The sequence below is a fragment of the Agromyces cavernae genome (assembly GCF_021044935.1).
In the GTDB taxonomy this organism is placed as follows: Bacteria; Actinomycetota; Actinomycetes; order Actinomycetales; family Microbacteriaceae; genus Agromyces; species Agromyces cavernae.
In genome coordinates this window covers 777,839-796,186 of sequence record NZ_JAJNMP010000002.1, presented here as the reverse complement: position 1 = coordinate 796,186, position 18,348 = coordinate 777,839, and the positions used below count along the sequence as shown (strand labels likewise).

Sequence of the window (18,348 nt, the reverse complement as noted above, 5' to 3'; positions counted from 1 at the left end):
ATACCGCCCATGCTCCCACGTACACGGCCCGAGCGCGGGGTGCCGACTGTTAGCCTGATCGGAGCGCGAGGAGGGACATCCGCTTCATGAACGCTGCCGAGCCGACAGGCGACGACCTCTACGTCGACGGCGCCTACGACATGATCGTGGTCTCGAACCGGCTCCCGGTCGACTACCAGGAGGGTCCCGACGGCGAGACGCTCTGGCGGAGCTCGCCCGGCGGGCTCGTCACGGCGCTCGAACCCGTCATGCGCGCCGCCGACGGCGCCTGGATCGGCTGGACCGGCGTCGCCGACCGCGAGTTCGACCCGTTCGAGCACGACGGGATCTCGATCATCCCCGTGCCGCTTGCCGCGCAGGAGCTCGAGGAGTACTACGAGGGCTTCTCGAACGACACGCTGTGGCCGCTCTACCATGACGTGATCGCCCCGCCGTCGTTCCACCGGGAATGGTGGGACGCGTACGTGCGCGTCAACCGGCGGTTCGCCGAGGCGGCTGCGCGAGCGGCTTCGCCGGGTGCGGTCGTCTGGGTGCAGGACTACCAGTTGCAGCTCGTACCGAAGATGCTGCGCGAGAGCCGGCCCGACCTCGTCATCGGCTTCTTCAACCACATTCCCTTCCCGGCATACGGCATCTACTCCCAGCTGCCCTGGCGTCGGCAGGTGCTCAGCGGACTGCTCGGTGCCGACGTCATCGGGTTCCAGCGTGCGGCCGATGCCGGCAACTTCTCCCGCGCGGTGCGACGGCTCTTCGGGTACACGACGCGCGGCACGCTCATCGAGGTGCCGACCGACGACAGCGAGGTGCGACGCGTCGTCGCCCGTCACTTCCCGATCTCGATCGACGCGGCCGGATTCGAGGAGATCGCCCGCAGACCCGCGGTGCAGGCGCGGGCGCGCGAGATCCGCGCGAGCCTCGGCGACCCCGAGATCATCATGCTCGGCGTCGACCGGCTCGACTACACGAAGGGCATCCGGCACCGTCTCAAGGCGTTCGGCGAGCTGCTGCGCGACGACCGGCTCTCGGTCGAACGGGCCACGCTCGTGCAGGTCGCGAGCCCCTCGCGCGAGCGTGTCGAGACCTACCGGCAGCTCCGCGACGAGATCGAACTCATGGTCGGTCGGCTCAACGGCGACTTCTCCACGCTCGGGCACCAGGCGATCGCATACCTGCATCACGGCTACCCGCGCGAAGAGATGGTGGCGCTCTACCTCGCCGCCGACGTCATGCTCGTCACCGCCCTTCGCGACGGCATGAACCTCGTCGCGAAGGAGTACGTCGCGTGCCGGTTCGATCAAGACGGCGTGCTCGTGCTCAGCGAGTTCGCCGGCGCGTCCGATGAACTGCGGCAGGCCGTCCTCGTGAACCCCCATGACATCGAAGGACTCAAGGACGCGATCGTCGAGGCCGTCGAGATGCCCCAGCGCGAACGCACGCGGCGCATGCGCGCGCTTCGCAGGCGCGTGAGCGACAACGACGTCGCCAGGTGGTCGGCGACCTTCCTGAAGACGCTCACGGGCGCCGGGATCATCGCACCGGGGGTCCCCGACGTGCTCGAGAGCGCCGTCACCGGCATCGCGTCGACCGAGCGGCTGCTCGTCGCGCTCGACTTCGATGGAACGCTCGCGCCGCTCGTCGACCGACCCGAAGACGCGCGAGCGACCAAGCGTGCTCGCGCCGCGATCGAGCGACTCGCCGCGACCGACGACACGCGCGTGGCGATCGTCTCGGGCAGGGCCCTCGCGAGCCTGCGCGAGGTCGCCGACCCGCCGGCGGGCGCCCTGCTCAGCGGGTCGCACGGCGTCGAACTGCAGCTCGACGGAGGAGTCGTCACGATCGACCTGCGCAACGGCGAGCTCGATGCGCTCGAGCGCCTCACGCGCATCCTCGACGAGGTGGCATCAGGAGCCGACGGGGCATGGGTCGAGCACAAGCCGGCCGGCCGCGCCCTGCACACCCGCAAGGTCCTCGCGCCGGAGGCGACCGAGCTGCAGCGCATCGCCCGCGAACGCATCGAGCGCGAGGTCTCCGACCTGTCGGTGCGTACCGGCAAGGGCGTGCTCGAGTTCGCGGTCCGCTCGACCGACAAGGGCGAGGCGCTCACGCGGCTGCGTCAGCACGCGGGTGCGAGCGCAGTGATCTACGTGGGCGACGACGTCACCGACGAAGACGCGTTCGCCGCCCTCGAGAGCGATGACGTGGGCGTCAAGGTCGGGCAGGGCAAGTCGGTCGCGGCCTACCGGTTGCGGAGCCCCGAGGACGTCGCGATCCTGCTCGAGCACCTCGCTGCAGTGCGTGACACGGAACGCGGGCGCTCGTCGCACTGGTCATAGACTCGACCCATGCCTGAGTTCGATCCCAAACCGCGCAGCCGCACCGTCACCGACGGCATCGAAGCCATGACGAGCCGGGGCATGCTCCGCGCCGTCGGCATGGGCGATGCCGACTGGGACAAGCCCCAGATCGGCATCGCGAGCTCGTGGAACGAGATCACTCCCTGCAACCTCTCGCTCGGCCGCCTCGCGCAGGCCGCGAAGGAGGGCGTGCACGGCGGCGGAGGTTACCCGCTGCAGTTCGGCACGGTGTCCGTCTCCGACGGCATCTCGATGGGCCACGAGGGCATGCACTTCTCGCTCGTGTCGCGCGAGGTCATCGCCGACTCGGTCGAGGTCGTCATGCAGGCCGAGCGCCTCGACGGCTCGGTGCTGCTCGCGGGCTGCGACAAGTCGATCCCCGGCATGCTCATGGCCGCCGCGCGCCTCGACCTCGCCTCGGTCTTCCTCTACGCCGGGTCGATCGCGCCCGGATGGGTGCGGCTCTCCGACGGCACCGAGAAGGACATCACGATCATCGACTCCTTCGAGGCGGTCGGCGCAGTCAAGGCCGGCACGATGAGCGAGGCCGACGCCAAGCGCATCGAGTGCGCGTTCGCACCCGGCGAGGGTGCCTGCGGCGGCATGTACACCGCCAATACGATGGCCTCCGTCGCCGAGGCCCTCGGGCTCTCACTGCCCGGCTCGGCGTCCCCGGCCTCCGCCGACCGTCGCCGCGACTACTACGCGCACCGCTCGGGCGAGGCGGTCGTGAACCTGCTGAAGCACGGCATCACCGCCAGGCAGATCCTCACGAAGGAGGCGTTCGAGAACGCCATCGCCGTGGGCATGGCGCTCGGTGGTTCCACCAACATCGTGCTGCACCTGCTCGCCATCGCGCGCGAGGCCGAGGTGGAGCTCACCCTCGACGACTTCAACCGCATCGGCTCGAAGGTGCCCCACATCGGCGACCTCAAGCCGTTCGGCAAGTACGTCATGAACGACGTCGACCGGCGCGGCGGCCTCCCTGTGCTCATGAAGGCGCTGCTCGACGCCGGCCTCATGCACGGCGACTGCATGACCGTCACCGGCAAGACGCTCGCCGAGAACCTCGCCGAGATGCAGATCGAGCCGCTCGACGGCGAGGTCCTGCGCTCCCTCGACAACCCCATCCACGAGACCGGCGGACTCACGATCCTGCACGGTTCGCTGGCACCCGAGGGCGCGGTCGTCAAGACCGCCGGCTTCGACGCGGCGACCTTCGAGGGGCCCGCACGAGTGTTCGAGCGCGAGCGCGCCGCGATGGACGCGCTCACCGCCGGCGAGATCAAGCACGGCGACGTGGTGGTGATCCGGTACGAAGGACCCAAGGGCGGCCCCGGCATGCGCGAGATGCTCGCGATCACCGCCGCCATCAAGGGCGCTGGGCTCGGAAAAGATGTACTACTGTTGACTGACGGTCGATTCTCAGGCGGCACAACCGGCCTGTGCATCGGCCATCTGGCACCCGAAGCAGTAGACGCAGGTCCTATTGCCTTGGTGCGCGATGGTGATCTGATTCGGGTCGATATCGCGGCCCGGTCCATCGACCTACTGGTCGACGAGGCCGAGCTGGCAGCCCGCCGTGATGGCTGGGCGCCGCTTCCTCCGCGCTATACCCGAGGCGTTCTCGCAAAGTACTCGAAGCTCGTGCGTTCCGCCGCCGAAGGCGCCACGACGGGCTGAGTGCTGCGCTTCCCCGCACACACCGTCCACCAGAACAGGAATCGAATGACCACGGAATCCAACCCCGTGCCATCGCCCGCCGCAGTGCCGCCAGGCGCGCCCGTGGAACTGACGGGTGCCGAAGGGGTCGTCCGCTCACTCGAGATGATCGGCATCACCGACGTCTTCGGGCTCCCCGGCGGCGCGATCCTCCCCGTCTACGACCCGCTGCTCGACAGCCGCAAGCTGCGCCACATCCTCGTGCGTCACGAGCAGGGCGCCGGGCACGCGGCCGAGGGCTACGCCTCGTCGAGCGGCAAGCTCGGCGTCGCGATCGCCACGTCGGGCCCGGGTGCCACCAACCTCGTCACCGCCATCGCCGACGCCCACATGGACTCGGTGCCGATGCTCGCGATCACCGGCCAGGTGTTCTCGAACCTCATGGGCACCGACGCGTTCCAGGAGGCCGACATCGTCGGCATCACGATGCCCATCACGAAGCACTCCTTCCTCGTGAAGCACGCCGAGGACATCCCGGCGACCATCGCGGCGGCGGTGCACATCGCCACGACCGGTCGCCCCGGCCCAGTGCTCGTCGACATCACGAAAGACGCGCAGCAGGCCAAGTTCAGCTTCCGCTGGCCGCCGAAGGTCGACCTGCCGGGTTACCGGCCGATCACGAAGGCGCACGGCAAGCAGGTGGCCGCGGCCGCCCAGCTCTTCGCCGAGGCCAAGCGGCCCGTGCTGTACGTCGGCGGTGGGGTCATCCGCTCGCACGCATCGGACGAACTGCTCGCGCTCGCCGAACTGACGAACGCACCCGTCGTCACGACGCTCATGGCACGCGGCGCGTTCCCCGACTCGCACCGGCAGCACCTCGGCATGCCGGGCATGCACGGCACCGTTCCCGCGGTGATCGCGCTGCAGGAGGCCGACCTGCTGGTCGTGCTCGGTGCGCGGTTCGACGATCGCGTCACCGGCAAGGCCGCGCTGTTCGCCCCGAACGCGAAGGTCGTGCACGTCGACATCGACCCCGCCGAGATCTCGAAGATCCGCACGGCCGACGTGCCGATCGTGGGTGACGCGAAAGACGTGCTCGTCGACCTCGCCGCCGCCTACCGCGACGCGACCGCCACCGAGCAGCCCGATCTCGACGAGTGGTGGGCGACGCTCGACGGACTGCGCAGCGAGTTCCCGCTCGGCTACACCGAGCCCAGCGACGGACTGCTCGCGCCGCAGTACGTCATCGAGCGCATCGGCGAGCTCACCGGGCCCGAGGGCGTGTACGCCGCTGGCGTCGGTCAGCACCAGATGTGGGCCGCGCAGTTCATCAAGTACGAGCGCCCGAACTCGTGGCTCAATTCGGGCGGCGCCGGCACGATGGGGTATGCAGTGCCCGCGGCCATGGGCGCGAAGGTCGCCGAACCCGATCGCGTCGTGTGGGCGATCGACGGCGACGGATGCTTCCAGATGACCAATCAAGAGCTCGCGACCTGCACGCTCAACGAGATCCCCATCAAGGTCGCGGTCATCAACAACTCCTCGCTCGGAATGGTGCGGCAGTGGCAGACCCTGTTCTACGACGGCCGGTATTCGAACACCGACCTGAACACTGGGCACGACACGGTCCGCATCCCCGACTTCGTGACGCTCGCCGAGGCTTACGGCGCCCTCGGCATCCGCGTCACCAAGAAAGAGGAGGTCGACGCGGCGATCAAGCTCGCGCTCGAGACCAACGACCGGCCCGTCGTCATCGACTTCGTGGTCTCGTCCGACGCGATGGTGTGGCCGATGGTGCCGCAGGGCGTGTCGAACAGCTACATCCAGTACGCCCGCGATCATTCGCCGGCGTTCAGCGAAGAGGAGGACTGACCATGTCGACCCACGTGCTCTCACTCCTCGTCGAGGACAAGCCGGGTCTGCTCACCCGAGTCGCCGGGCTGTTCGCCCGCCGCGGCTTCAACATCGAGTCGCTCGCGGTCGGCCACTCCGAGATCGAGGGGCTCTCGCGCATCACGGTCGTCGTCGACGTCGAAGACCTGCCGCTCGAGCAGGTGACGAAGCAGCTCAACAAGCTCGTCAACGTGATCAAGATCGTCGAGCTCGACCCCAACCAGTCGGTGCATCGCGAGCACCTGCTCATCAAGGTGCGGGTCGACAACACGACGCGTTCGCAGGTGCTCGAGGCCGTGAACCTCTTCCGCGCACGCGTGGTCGACGTGTCGACCGAGGCGCTCGTGATCGAGGTCACCGGCGATTCCGGCAAGACCACGGCGTTCCTCAAGGTCCTCGAGCCCTATGGCATCAAGGAGATCGCGCAGTCGGGCTTGCTCGCGATCGGCCGTGGTGGCAAGTCCATCACGGAACGCGTCTTCAAGAACTGAACCGACGGATGCCGCGGCACGGTGTCGCGGCATCCGTCATCTGAACCACAACGAGGAGAAAGAAACAGCACATGGCTGAGATCTACTACGACAAGGACGCCGACCTCGCCCTCATCCAGGGCAAGAAGGTCGCCGTCATCGGCTACGGCTCGCAGGGCCACGCACACGCGCAGAACCTGCGCGACTCGGGCGTCGAGGTCGTCATCGGCCTCAAGGACGACTCGAAGTCGAAGCCGAAGGCAGAGGAGGCGGGCTTCCAGGTGCTGAGCGTCGCCGACGCGGCCGCCGGTGCCGACGTCATCGTCATCCTCGCGCCCGACCAGTACCAGCGGCACATCTACGCCGAGTCGGTCAAGGACAACCTGACGGCGGGCAAGACGCTCGTCTTCGGCCACGGCTTCAACATCCGCTTCGGCTACATCGAGGCGCCCGAGGGCGTCGACGTCGTCATGGTCGCTCCGAAGGGCCCGGGCCACACCGTGCGTCGCGAGTACGAGGCCGGTCGCGGCGTGCCCGTGATCGTCGCCGTCGAGAAGGACGCCTCGGGCAACGCCTGGCCGCTCACCCTTTCGTACGCGAAGGCGATCGGCGGCCTGCGTGCCGGCGGCATCAAGACGACCTTCACCGAAGAGACCGAGACCGACCTGTTCGGCGAGCAGGCCGTGCTGTGCGGCGGCGTGTCGCAGCTCATCCAGTACGGCTTCGAGACCCTCACCGAGGCCGGCTACCAGCCGCAGGTCGCGTACTTCGAGGTGCTGCACGAGCTGAAGCTCATCGTCGACCTCATGTGGGAGGGCGGCATCGCCAAGCAGCGCTGGTCGGTCTCCGACACGGCCGAGTACGGCGACTACGTGTCGGGCCCGCGCGTCATCGACCCGCACGTCAAGGAGAACATGCAGGCCGTGCTCGCCGACATCCAGTCGGGGGCGTTCGCCGAGCGCTTCATCGCCGACCAGGACAATGGGCAGAAGGAGTTCCTCGAGCTGCGTGCCAAGGGCGAGGCGCACCCCATCGAGGCCACCGGCCGCGAGCTGCGCAAGCTCTTCGCGTGGAACGCGTCGAACGACGACGACTACGTCGACGGCGAGGTCGCGCGTTAGTCGCGACTCACGTCGGTCGAGTAGCGCGTATCGAGACCAGAACGGCCCGCTCCGGATGCTCCGGGGCGGGCCGTTCGGCGTCGCGAGGCCGCTTCGGCGGCTCACTCCTCGCTGAACCCGCACGTGCTCTGCGGCTCGCCGAAGTGCCCCAGGTACGTGCGCCACTCGTTCTCGGTGAGGTCGCGCCCCGCGAGCCGGCACACGTACTCGAACTGGTGGTCGGGATCGATGTCCCACACCACAATGCCCTCGGGCATCGAAATCGCAACCTCGAGGCCGTCGGGGCGAAGCATACTGCCGGCGAGGGTCTTGTCGTCCGTGGGGAACGGCTCGCCGAGGCGCTCACCCGTCGGCGCGTCGTAGAGCAGACCGTTCCCGTCGGCCGTCGAGACGAGCAGTGTCCGCGCGTCGCGGCTCAGCGAGGGCTGGTAGAGGCCGCCCGCAACGCCGGGGACTGTGCCCACTCGCGAGATCGGCTCGGTCTCGTATCGGCCCATGCGGTTGTCCTCCAGCCCGATCAGGCCACCGTCCTCGAGCAGGACGTGCGCCCCGAGCCTCACAGGCTCGTCGAAGAGGACTCGGTGCTCGGCAGCCGAGACGATCGCCAGCGCCCACCCGCGCTCATCGCTCGCCGACCCGTCCTCGACATCCTCCGACGTTCCATCGGTCCAGTATGTGACGGCGAGGCGGTCGCCGTCGGGCGACACGGAGATCCAGACGGGGAACCCCTCGACGCGCCACGAATCGCCCACCGCCTGGCCGGTGCGTGGATCCACGTCCTGGATCCAACCGTCCCGTCGCACCGCGTACAGCGTCGTGCCCTCGGGCGACGGCCAGAGCGCCCAGAGCCCCCATCGCGACTTCCCGACCGGTTCTCCGCGCGAGGTGTCCACGAGGCGGGTCACCTCGTCGTCGGCGGACTGCGCGAAGAGGCGGTCCTCGCTCGCCCAGCCGATGTTCATCGCCGGCTCGTCGAAGCGGTACGTATCGTCCCCCGTGGCAACGTCCATGACGGTCGTGCCCTCGACGACCCAGCCGTCCGACGGGATGACGGCCTGCGGGGCGACGAGGATCGACGCGCCATCGTACGAGTACGGTCCGACTACCATCCGTCCCGGCGCGACGAGCCGACGCCCGGGGCCGTTCTCGTCGAGCCGCCACCGGGAGATGATCGGGTGGCTCGCGCTGATGGTCGTGAGCTCCATGCCATCGGAATCGACGTCGATCGGTCCGACCGCGCCGTACAGGGGGCCGAGCTCCTCCTCACGGAGCGGCGCGCCGTCGGCGAGATCGAACACCTCGATCCGTCCGAACGGCGTCCCGCAGTACACCCGCTGCATCCGCTCCGAAACAGCGAGTCCGTTGCACGGTCGGGTGTAGGGACGGCCGATGGGCGTCGACCACCGCACCTGTCCGTCGTCGGGCTCGAAGGCGACGAGTCCTCGGTCGCCGGAGGCGACGGCGATCCCCGAAGCCTCGCCGAACGCGATGGCGACGTGAGCCGAGGAGTCGGGGACCGGGAACGACGCTGAGATCGTCGCGGACGCCGGATCAATCATGTCCACGCGATCGTCGAGCCGACCGACGACGAGTCGACCCCCGTGGTCGAACGCGAGCGCCGCCGCCATCGAGTCGCGATCGAGCGCGACCGGATGATCGTCGGCGATCTCGCGCATCGCGCCACCCGGGCTGGTCACGAGCGTCACCGTCCCGTCACGGGCGTCGGCGACAGCGATGATCGAGCCGTCCGCGTTCACGGTGAGCGCTCCTGTGCCGGCCTGCAATCGCACGGGACCGAGGATGCGTTCGCCGCGAACGAGGTCGAACGCCACGAGGTCCGACTGCGGCGACGTGCCATACCAGGTGACGCCGATCGGCTGCGTCTCCGCCGGCCACAGCATCGCTCCCACTCGACCGTCGCCGCTGACCTCGACGAGCGGGCGCGGCTCGTCGAGACCTGGTCGGAAGCCGAGATCCAGCTCCTGCACTACCCCTCCGGTCTCGGCATCCCGAACAGCGGTTTCGCCGTCGGCCATCACGACGAGCATCTCCTCGGTCCCCGGGATGAGGCTGCCATAGGCGTTCCCGCTCTGGGCGAGGACGGCGTTGCCGAGGAATCCGCCGGCGCCCTGAAGCACGCCCATCAGTCCGGAACGCGTGCGGGGGTCTTCGGGCCACCGTCGAAAGGCCTCGGCGGCAAGGAGCGCCGACACGTCCCGCTCCGACGATCGGAGCGCGAGCGCCGTGCCGACCAGTGCCTCGATCGTGGCGCTGTCTCGTTGCGCGCTCGCCTCCCGCGAGGAGACCACTGCGACCGATCCGGCGCCGGCGAGCAGTACGACCAGGCCGGCCGCGACGCCGAGCATGGCGCGCAGGCGCCGGTTCTGCCGACGGTCCCGCCGCGCGCGCTCCTCGAACTGCTCGCGCTCGGCGGTGGCGCGGGCCTCACATGCGTCGAGGAACGCCAGCTCGACATCCGTGAGGTCTCGGGGCGCCGCGTCCCGCCATTCGATGGCGGCTTGAAGGCGTGCGCCGCGGAGGAGGTCATCCTCGGGACGACCGGCCGCGTTCCACGCCTCGGCGGCGGCGGCGACCGCCGTCAGGATGCGCGCGCCGTCGGCATCCTCCTCGAGCCACGCCCGAAGGCGCGGCCACGCCGTCGCCAGCGATTCGTGCGCCACCTCGACCGAGTCGGCTCCCGCGCTCACGAGCCTCGATCGGGCCAGCATCGAGAGCACCTGCTCCCGCGAGGCATCCGCTCGCAGTGGCCTGGACGGCACCCTGCGACGGACGGGGCTACCGTCGGGCCCCAGTGCCACCAGTCGCAAGAGGAGCCAGTGGCACGTCACGCGCTGGTCAGGGTCCATCGCCTGGTAGAGGCGGTCGGCCGACTGGGCGATCGCGCCCGAGATCCCGCCGGAGGCCTCGTACCCTGCGACGGTGAGTGTCGCGCCCTCACGCCGGATCCAGGTCTCGACGAGCGCGTGCGACAGGTGGGGGAGTGCCCCGGCCTCGCCCGTCGCGTCCCGCAGCATGAGCTCGACCAGCCCCGGCTCGAGGCGCAGGCCGGCGCGCCGGGCGGGCGCCTCGATGGCTTCCCGCAGCGCGGCGGGCGCCATCGGGCCGACGAGATGCACGCTTTCGGCGACGAGGGGCGCCAGGTCCGGGTGCCCGGCGCAGTCATCGAGGAAGTCCGAGCGCACGACGAGGATGATGGTCGTGCCCGTCACCGCGGCCTCGGCGATCGCGCGCGCGGCGGCGTCGACGTCGGCCTCGCCGGCGTGGAACACCTCCTCGAACTGGTCCACGACCACGACGTCGGCAGCACGCCCGGACCACACCGCCTCGCGGATCCGCGCGTCGAGGGCGTGCTCGGGCGTCAGGATCACGACGCGATCGCCGCGCCGTTGCAGGGCGGGAACCACGCCGGCGCGCACGAGCGAGGACTTGCCGCTGCCCGATGCTCCGGACACGGCGAGGAATCGGGACGTGGCGAGTCGGGCCAGTGCGGCCTCGATATCGACGTCGCGACCGAAGAAGTCCTCCTCGTCGTCCACGCCGAACGGCTGCAGCCCGCGGTAGGGGCATGCGGTGCTCGTGCTCGTCGTGGCGATGCGCGGCTCGAGCGAGTCGTCGTGTCGCAGGATGCCGAGCTCCAGCTCCGAGAGCTCGGCGCCGGGTTCGGCGCCGAGCTCGTCGGCGAGTCGCTCGCGTGCCGCCCGGATGGCCGCGAGCGCATCTGCCTGGCGCCCGCTCCGGTACAGGGCGGTGGCGAGGAGCACCCAACGGCGTTCGCGCAGCGGGGCCTCGCGAACCAGACGCTCGGCGTCTCCGACGGTTGCCGCGTGCTCGCCGAGACGGAGGTTCCCCTCGACCCGGATCTCCTCGAGCTCCATGCGCACCTCGTCGAGCCGCTCCGCTTCCACGACCGCGGGCGGCCACGATGCGAGGTCGGCGTACGGGGTTCCGCGCCACAGAGCGCGTGCGCGGTCCACCGCATCCACGGCGCGCGTGGGGTCGTCGTCGAGGTGCTCGCGGGCGGATGCCGCGAACCGTTCGAATCGCTCCGCATCCACCGTGTCGGGGTCGATGCGCAGCGTGTACGCGCCCGGGGTCGTCTCGATCGCGTTGCGTCCGATCGCACTTCGCACGCGGCCGATCGACGCCTGCAACTGCTTCGGCCACGTCCCCGGCGGTTCGTCGCCCCAGAGGGCGTCGGCAAGCTCGTCGGTGGTCACCGGTCGCCCGGCGCCGAGCACCAGCACCGAGAGCACGATTCGCTCCCTCGGGCTGAGCGTCACCCCCTCGAGGGTGAGCGGGCCGAACACTGCCACGCTCATGCTCCGCATTGTTCGCCCTTTGCAGCCGGCCGTCAACGAACCGCACATACCGCGCATACCGACTGCATACCGGCCGGAGACGGTCGCATACCCCGTCGGCGCAACCTGGGGGCATGAACACCACATCCACACCCCTTCGCCTCACCGCAGCGGCGTCCGTCGTCGCACTCGCGGTGACCCTCGCCGGGTGTGCGAACGCCGAGCAGGCGTCGTCCGGCGAGTCCCGTTCCCAGGTCGCGATCCAGGTCGTCGTCACCTCAGCCATGCACCGCACGCTGGTTCGCGAGGAGGCCGGCCGGTACGTGCGCGAATTGCTGGTACGCGCCCGGTTGGCGGCGGGGGAAGACGCCGCCCTGCCCTCCATCGACATCGAGATGCCCCGTGTGCGCGGCCACTGACTCTGCGCCCGTCATGCAGAGCGGGCCGCGCGTGGCTGCCCGTCACAGGGGTTCACCCGCACGTGCTGCGCGGCTCGCCGAGGCCCGGCAGGTAGGTGCTCCACTCGTGAGCGGTGAGGTCGCGTCCGGCGATGCGGCAGACTGCCGTGAATTGATGCTCAGGATCGAGGTCCCAGAGCATGATGCCGTCAGCGACATTCACGGCGAGTTCGCGCCCGTCCGATCGCAGGTGCGCGCCGTTCAGATTCGGGGTGTCGGCTTCGAAGGGGTCCCCGATCCGCACGCCGCTCGGCATGTCGTAGAGCATCTCGGAACCGCTGGCCGAGGTCATGAGCCAAGTGCGACCGTCGTCGCTCAGGGTGGGGATGCCGAAGCCCCCGGCAGAGCCCGACAGGGTGCCCGTCATGGTGAACGGCGTCGTCGTGGAGTCCCACCGCACGAGGCGGTTGTCGTCGGCGATGACGATCTGACCGTCGTCGAGCAGCACGGCAGCGGGGGCGATGAGGTCGTCGCTGCGCTTCAGGTCACCGGTTGCGGCATCGAAGATCGATACCAGGGTGCGCCGCCCCTCGATCAGCGAGCTCACCGCGATCTCCCGTCCGTTCGGCGAGCCGATCAGCGCGACGGCGTAGCCGTCGATGCTGATCGCGGGCGCGACTCTGCTGCCGGTCTGCGGGTCACGCGCGATGATCTTTCCGAATGCGTACACGTTCAGCCGGTCACCGTTGTCGGTCACCCAGATACGTTCAGCTCGGTGAAGCAGCATCCCGGTCGCAGGTTCCTCGGTCGCATCGAAGAGTCGCATTCCGCGGTCTTCGTCGGGCTCGATGTACGCGGCCAACCGTCCCTTGCCGGCCCACGCAGCTTCGGCCATCGGCGTTTCGAACGTTCGGATGATCCGACCCGTCGCGGTGTCGAGCAGCGAGACATCCTGCTGAATCCCTCCCTCGCCGGGGCTCTTGTCCCGTGGCGCGATCAACAGTTCGGTGCCCGCCGGCTCATAGCCGGCGATTGCGAACGAACCCCGTCCGACAAGCCGATTCGTGAGTCCACTGCCATCGAGTCGCCAGCGGGAGATCACGGGGTCCGATCCGCCGATCGCCGTCAGTGCAGTGCCGTCCCGCGAGACCGCGAGTGGACCGACGGTGCCGAACAGCACATCCTTCGACCGGCCGACCGGCGTGCCCTCGGCAAGGTCGTACTCACGGATGCGGCCGAACATTCCCGAGCAGTACACGGCGCCTGCCAGCTCCGAAACCGCGATCGCCGGACAGACGCCGGGGTAGGGGGCATGGAAGGCGTGCGACCAGCGAACGATGCCGTCGACGGGGTCGAGTGCGACGAGTTGCTCATCCCCGCTCGCCACGACGAGGCCCGACGGCGTGATCTCGAGAGCGACGTGGGTGGAATCGGTCGGTACGACCAGCTGAGCGACGACCCGCGCGATCGCGGGGTCGATCACGTCGATGCGGTCCCCCATCCTTCCGGCGAGCAAGCGGCCGACCGGGTCGAACGCGAGTGCGACGGCGAATGAGTCCGCGTCAGTTCGACGAGCGACTGTCCGGTGACGTCTCGCGCGTCACCCGTGAGGTCGTAGAGCACCACTCGACCGTCGGAGGCGTCGCCCACGGCGATCGTGGAGCCGTCATGCGATACGGCGAGCGCGCCGACGCCCTGATCGATGCGCATCGGGCCGAGAACCCGCGCACCGCTCTCGAGGTCGAACGCGAGCAGATCGGCGCTGAGCGAGGTGCCGTACCACGCGGGGCCGTTCACCTGGTCGGTCTCGGCAGGCCAGAGCACAACGCCCACTCGCGCGTCGGCGCTCACCTCGACGAGCGGGTACGGCGCCCAACCCGAGAATTCGTAACTGCCCTCGAGCGAGCGCACGACTTCACCGGTCTCGAGGTCGCGGATGTCCGCGCTCCCTTCCATCGTCATGGTGAAGGCGCGGTCGGTTGCGGGAATGACGGCGCCGAAGATTCCCTCCGTGTCGGGAACGAATGCGTTGCCCAGGAAGCCCTCAGCCGACGTGAGCACGCCCATGAGACCACTGCGGGTGCGCGGGTCGTCCGGCCAGCGGCGGTAGGCCTCTGCCGCGAGCAGCGCCGCGACATCCCGCTCTGATGTGCGGAGCGAGAGCGCGGTGCTGACGAGCGCCTCGATGCTCGCCGCCGCGCGCTGTCGCTCGGCCTCGTTCGCCGACACGCCGGCGAACGTGCCCGCGCCGACGAGCAGCAGGATGAGCGCGCTCGCCGCGACGAGCAATGCTCGCAGCCGCCGATTCTGGCGGCGCTCGTGGTGTTCGCGCTGCGCGAGCGCACGGCGATCCGAGCTCTCGAGCGCGGCGGACGCATCGAGGAACTCACGCTCGGTGCTCGTGAGGTCGCGATCGTCCGTGGCCCAATCGAGCGCGGTCTGCAGTCGACCCCCGCGATAGAGGTCCTCGGCGGGTCGTCCGTCGGCATCCCACGACTCCGCCGCATTCGAAAGGGCGTGCATCGTGCGCTGGGCGTCGGCATCCTCCTCGAGCCAACCGCGGAGGCGGGGCCACGCGTCGGCGAGCGCCTCGTGCGACACCACGATCGTCGATTCGTCGGCACTCACCAGGCGTGCCGCTTCGAGCATCGTGAGTACCCGGTCGCGTGCGTCATCGTCGTGGAGCGACTTGATCGCCAGCGTTCGGCGAACCGGGCTGCCGTCCGCGCTCAGCGACACGAGCCTGAGCATGGTCGACCGGCAGAGCGCACGTTCGGCGGGACTCATCCGCTGATAGAGCCGATCTGCTGATTGCGCGATCGCCCCCGACAGGCCGCCGGATTCCTCGTAGCCGGCGACCGTGAGGGTGGATCCGTCGCGGCGCAGCCAGGTCTCGACGAGCGCGTGGGAGACGAGCGGAAGTGCGCCGGCCTGCCCCGCGGCGTCGCGCAGGATCAGTTCGGTGAGACCGGGTTCCAGCCGGAGCCCGGCCTGTCGCGCCGGACCCTCGATGGCCTCCCGCAGGCCGTCGGAGCCGATCGGCGGCACGAGGTGCACCCCGTCGGTGAATGCAGGTCCGAGATGCGGCAACCGGGCGCACTCGTCGAGGAAGTCGCTGCGAACGGTGAGCAGCAGCGTGCCACCCCCGTGCATGAACTCGGCGAGCGCAGCGCAGAGGTCATCGACTGCGCCGTCGACGAGGTCGAGGTGCAGGAGTTCCTCGAACTGGTCGACCACCAAGACGTCACCTGCCCGCACCGAGGTGACTCGGTCGCGCACGATCATGGCCGACGACCGACGCGGCAGGATGATGTCGACGCGCCGCCGCTGCCGACGCAGGGCGGGGACGACCCCGGCGCGTGCGAGCGAGGATTTTCCGCAGCCACTCGCTCCCGCGAGTGCGACGAAACGCGAGCGATCGACGCGCGCGAGCGCGGCGAGGATGTCGCGTGAGCGGCCGAAGAACTCGGCCTCATCGTCGACATCGAATGCATCGAGACCTCGGTACGGGCATGCGGTGTCGCTGCCCGCCTCTGGGGCCGGTGCCCCGTCGAGGGTGGGGTCGTGCCGCAGGATGGCGGTCTCGAGCGCCGCGAGCTCATCGGAGAGGTCGATGCCGAGCTCATCGTCGAGGCGCCGCCGCGCCTCGCGGATGGCAGCGAGTGCATCGGCCTGTCGATTACTTCGGTAGAGCGCGAGCGCCAGGATTCCCCATCGAGGTTCGCGGAGCGGTGACTCCTGCACGAGCCGTTCGGCCTCGGTGACGACTCCCGCATCCCGCCCGAGCTCGAGTCGCATCCTGGCGCGTTCCTCCTCGGCGACAGCGCGGAGTCCCACCAGGCGCTGTGCTTCGGCGACCGCGGGCGGCCAGTCGGGCAGATCGGCATAGGCGCGGCCTCGCCAGAGCTCGAGCGCCCGCGAGAACTCGGACTCGGCGCGATCAGGATCGCCATCGCGGGCGTGGGTGAGGCCCGCGTCGACGAGGCGCTCGAATCTGACGGCGTCGATAGAGTCGGGGGCGACCTCGACACGGTACCCTTCGGCGACGGTCTCGATCGGGGGTACCCCGGCATGACGCCGGAGGCGTGCGACAGCGATCTGCACCTGCTTGGTCCATGTCGCCGGCGGATTCTCGCCCCAGAGCGCGTCCGCCAGTTCGTCGGGAGAGAGCGCCGAGCCTGCTCTCAGCACCAGCGCGGCGAGTACTGCTCGCTCCCGCGGACTGATCGGGCTCCCGTCGACGACGACCGCCCCGAGGACGCTCACACTCACGATCGAATTGTGCTCGCAGCCACGGTGGCGCGTCAATCACCGCGAACGGGGCAGATACCGAACGGATACCGTTGCGCCGGCGCACGGATACCGCGGGTGATGACCGTGGTGAACATGTACACCACACGAACACACCACAGCCTCGCCGCCGCGACGATCGTCGTGCTCGCGCTCAGCGGATGCGCGACCACTCCGGCCGCCGCACCACCCGAGCCCGCTCCGCAGCGAGCACCGTCCGCGCCGCTCGACCGCGGCGCCGCGATCCTGCAGAACGACAACGACCCGCGCGGCTACCACGGCCGTGCTTCGATCAGCGGCGTCACCGGCATGCCGACCCCAACATCCGAATCGCCGAGCCCCGAGCCGTCACCGACTCCGCGCGTGAACGACAACGATCCGCGTGGCCACCACAAGCTCCCCGCGATCGAGGGCGCGGATGGATTCGGACGGCCGGCGCCGCCGCTCGTGAGCGATGACGACCCACGCGGTCACCACCGGTTGCCGCAATCCCGCCGATGAGGCGGCGCGGCTCGACGTTCGAGCGCCCGCGGCGCGGCCGCTACGCTGTCGGGAATGGTCGCTGCTGCACTCTCCGTCGAGATCGCCGTTCAGGATGTCGCGGGTGCGCGCATCGCGCTCGAAGCCGGCGCCACCCGTGTCGAACTGTGCCAGGCGCTCGGGCTCGGGGGACTCACCCCCTCGGCGGGCCTCATCGAGGCGACCGTCGCCGCTGCCGCTGAGGCGGAAGCAGCCGGTTTCGTGCACGTGCTGGTGCGGCCGCGCGGCGGCGGATTCGTCTACGGGGCCGACGAGCTCGACACCATCACGCGCGATATCCGCGTGGCGGTGGCGCTCGGCGCAGATGGCGTTGTGGTCGGTGCGCTGACCGACGCGGGCGAGCTCGACCTCGAGGGGATCGGGCGGTTCATCGATGCGGCGGGCGATGCCGACGTCACGGTGCATCGCGCGGTCGACGCGTCGGCACGGCCGCTCGAGGCCGTCGCCGCACTCGCAGAACTCGACGTGCGCCGAGTGCTGACCTCCGGCGGTGCCGCCGACTGTCGTGCGGGCCTGGCGACGCTGCGGGCGATGGTGGCGGAATCGGGCGACCTCGAGGTCATGGCGGGCGGCGGCGTGCGTATCCCCGACATCACCGACCTCGCCGCCGCCGGCGTCGACGCCGTGCACCTCTCGGCGCGCGGCACGACGACGCGCGGCGGGCTGAGCGGCCCCGGCGGGGGAGTCGCGGGATTCGACGTGACCGACCCCGGACTCGTGCGTGCCGCGGTCGCGGCGGCACAGATCAGCCGCTGATTCGGCGCAGCGCGGGGGCGCATACCGTTCGCATACCGGGCGAACCGCGGTCGCATACCGCCCAGGTGGATCGTCGGCAACATGAACACCACGAAGAACACCCACAGGTCGGGCACCGCGACCGCGATCCTTCTCGGTTTCGCTCTCGCCGCGACGCCGATCGCCGCTCATGCAAACCAGGCCGGTGCCGCGCCGGCGATCGTGCCGTCCGGACCCGACATCGTGCTCGCGGCGACCGAGAACCTGCGGCAGCTGGTCGAGACCGACCGTGCGCCCGCGGTGTTGGTCCGACCGGCCGACAAATCGCTGCGGCAGGTCATGGAGGAAGACCGTGCAGCAGTCGCGATGCAGTCCCGACCGGCCGACAAGCCGCTGCGCCAGATGATGGAGGAAGACCGGGCGCCAGACGCGCCGCCCCGAACGGCTGTCCAGCTTCCAGTCGTCGAGGACGACCCTCCCTCCGAGGTGTCCCCCCGATCGGCTGACAAGACACTGCGGCAGTTGATGGAGGAGGACAGCCGGTGATGCGCCTTGCGTCGCGCGTG

General features: G+C 69.8%; 12 protein-coding genes. 9 read left to right on the top strand and 3 right to left on the bottom strand.

Annotated features, from left to right (window positions below; translation table 11 throughout):
• Positions 1-86: 86 nt before the first annotated feature.
• From LQ757_RS09740 to ilvC, 5 genes are all read left to right on the top strand, one after another.
• A complete protein-coding gene (locus LQ757_RS09740) occupies positions 87-2,333 on the top strand; it encodes a bifunctional alpha,alpha-trehalose-phosphate synthase (UDP-forming)/trehalose-phosphatase (protein WP_231047011.1) in 2,247 nt (748 codons plus the stop codon).
• Positions 2,334-2,342: 9 nt separating this feature from the next.
• On the top strand, positions 2,343-4,037 hold the full coding sequence (gene ilvD / locus LQ757_RS09735; protein WP_231047010.1) for a dihydroxy-acid dehydratase: 1,695 nt from the start codon (positions 2,343-2,345) through the stop codon (positions 4,035-4,037).
• A gap of 45 nt (positions 4,038-4,082) precedes the next feature.
• Positions 4,083-5,888 (top strand): acetolactate synthase large subunit, encoded by a 1,806-nt coding sequence (locus LQ757_RS09730; RefSeq protein WP_231047009.1) that lies wholly within the window; start codon positions 4,083-4,085, stop codon positions 5,886-5,888.
• A 2-nt stretch (positions 5,889-5,890) separates the two neighbouring features.
• The gene (ilvN, locus tag LQ757_RS09725; protein ID WP_231047008.1) at positions 5,891-6,400 is read left to right on the top strand and encodes an acetolactate synthase small subunit; all 510 of its coding nucleotides are present in this window, start codon (positions 5,891-5,893) and stop codon (positions 6,398-6,400) included.
• A 71-nt stretch (positions 6,401-6,471) separates the two neighbouring features.
• Positions 6,472-7,500, top strand: coding sequence for a ketol-acid reductoisomerase (ilvC, locus tag LQ757_RS09720; RefSeq protein ID WP_231047007.1), 1,029 nt, complete (start codon positions 6,472-6,474; stop codon positions 7,498-7,500).
• A gap of 101 nt (positions 7,501-7,601) precedes the next feature.
• Here the strand turns inward: ilvC and LQ757_RS09715 are convergent, their stop codons facing one another.
• Entirely contained in the window at positions 7,602-11,840 is a 4,239-nt protein-coding gene (locus tag LQ757_RS09715) for an nSTAND1 domain-containing NTPase (RefSeq protein WP_231047006.1), read from the bottom strand.
• 113 nt (positions 11,841-11,953) lie between these two features.
• Between LQ757_RS09715 and LQ757_RS09710 the strand changes: the two genes are divergently transcribed.
• On the top strand, positions 11,954-12,238 hold the full coding sequence (locus LQ757_RS09710) for a hypothetical protein (protein WP_231047005.1): 285 nt from the start codon (positions 11,954-11,956) through the stop codon (positions 12,236-12,238).
• Positions 12,239-12,290: 52 nt separating this feature from the next.
• On the opposite strand, the gene LQ757_RS09705 is transcribed toward LQ757_RS09710, so the two are convergent.
• Both LQ757_RS09705 and LQ757_RS09700 read right to left on the bottom strand, forming a co-directional pair.
• Positions 12,291-13,718 (bottom strand): PQQ-binding-like beta-propeller repeat protein, encoded by a 1,428-nt coding sequence (locus tag LQ757_RS09705; RefSeq protein ID WP_231047004.1) that lies wholly within the window; start codon positions 13,716-13,718, stop codon positions 12,291-12,293.
• Complete coding sequence (locus tag LQ757_RS09700; protein ID WP_231047003.1) at positions 13,697-16,489, bottom strand: nSTAND1 domain-containing NTPase; 2,793 nt, start codon at positions 16,487-16,489, stop codon at positions 13,697-13,699. The genes LQ757_RS09705 and LQ757_RS09700 overlap by 22 nt, the downstream gene beginning before the upstream one ends.
• Positions 16,490-16,603: 114 nt before the next feature.
• Here LQ757_RS09700 and LQ757_RS09695 point away from each other — a divergent pair, with 114 nt between their 5' ends.
• The 3 genes from LQ757_RS09695 to LQ757_RS09685 all read left to right on the top strand — a co-directional run bounded on the left by LQ757_RS09695 (position 16,604) and on the right by LQ757_RS09685 (position 18,328).
• On the top strand, positions 16,604-17,008 hold the full coding sequence (locus tag LQ757_RS09695; RefSeq protein WP_231047002.1) for a hypothetical protein: 405 nt from the start codon (positions 16,604-16,606) through the stop codon (positions 17,006-17,008).
• Between the two features lie 54 nt (positions 17,009-17,062).
• Positions 17,063-17,803 carry a copper homeostasis protein CutC gene (locus tag LQ757_RS09690; protein WP_231047001.1) on the top strand — a complete coding sequence of 247 codons (741 nt, stop codon included), beginning with the start codon at positions 17,063-17,065 and terminating at the stop codon, positions 17,801-17,803.
• 81 nt (positions 17,804-17,884) lie between these two features.
• Positions 17,885-18,328, top strand: a complete 444-nt coding sequence (locus LQ757_RS09685; RefSeq protein ID WP_231047000.1) for a hypothetical protein — start codon at positions 17,885-17,887, stop codon at positions 18,326-18,328.
• The last annotated feature ends 20 nt before the right edge of the window (positions 18,329-18,348 follow it).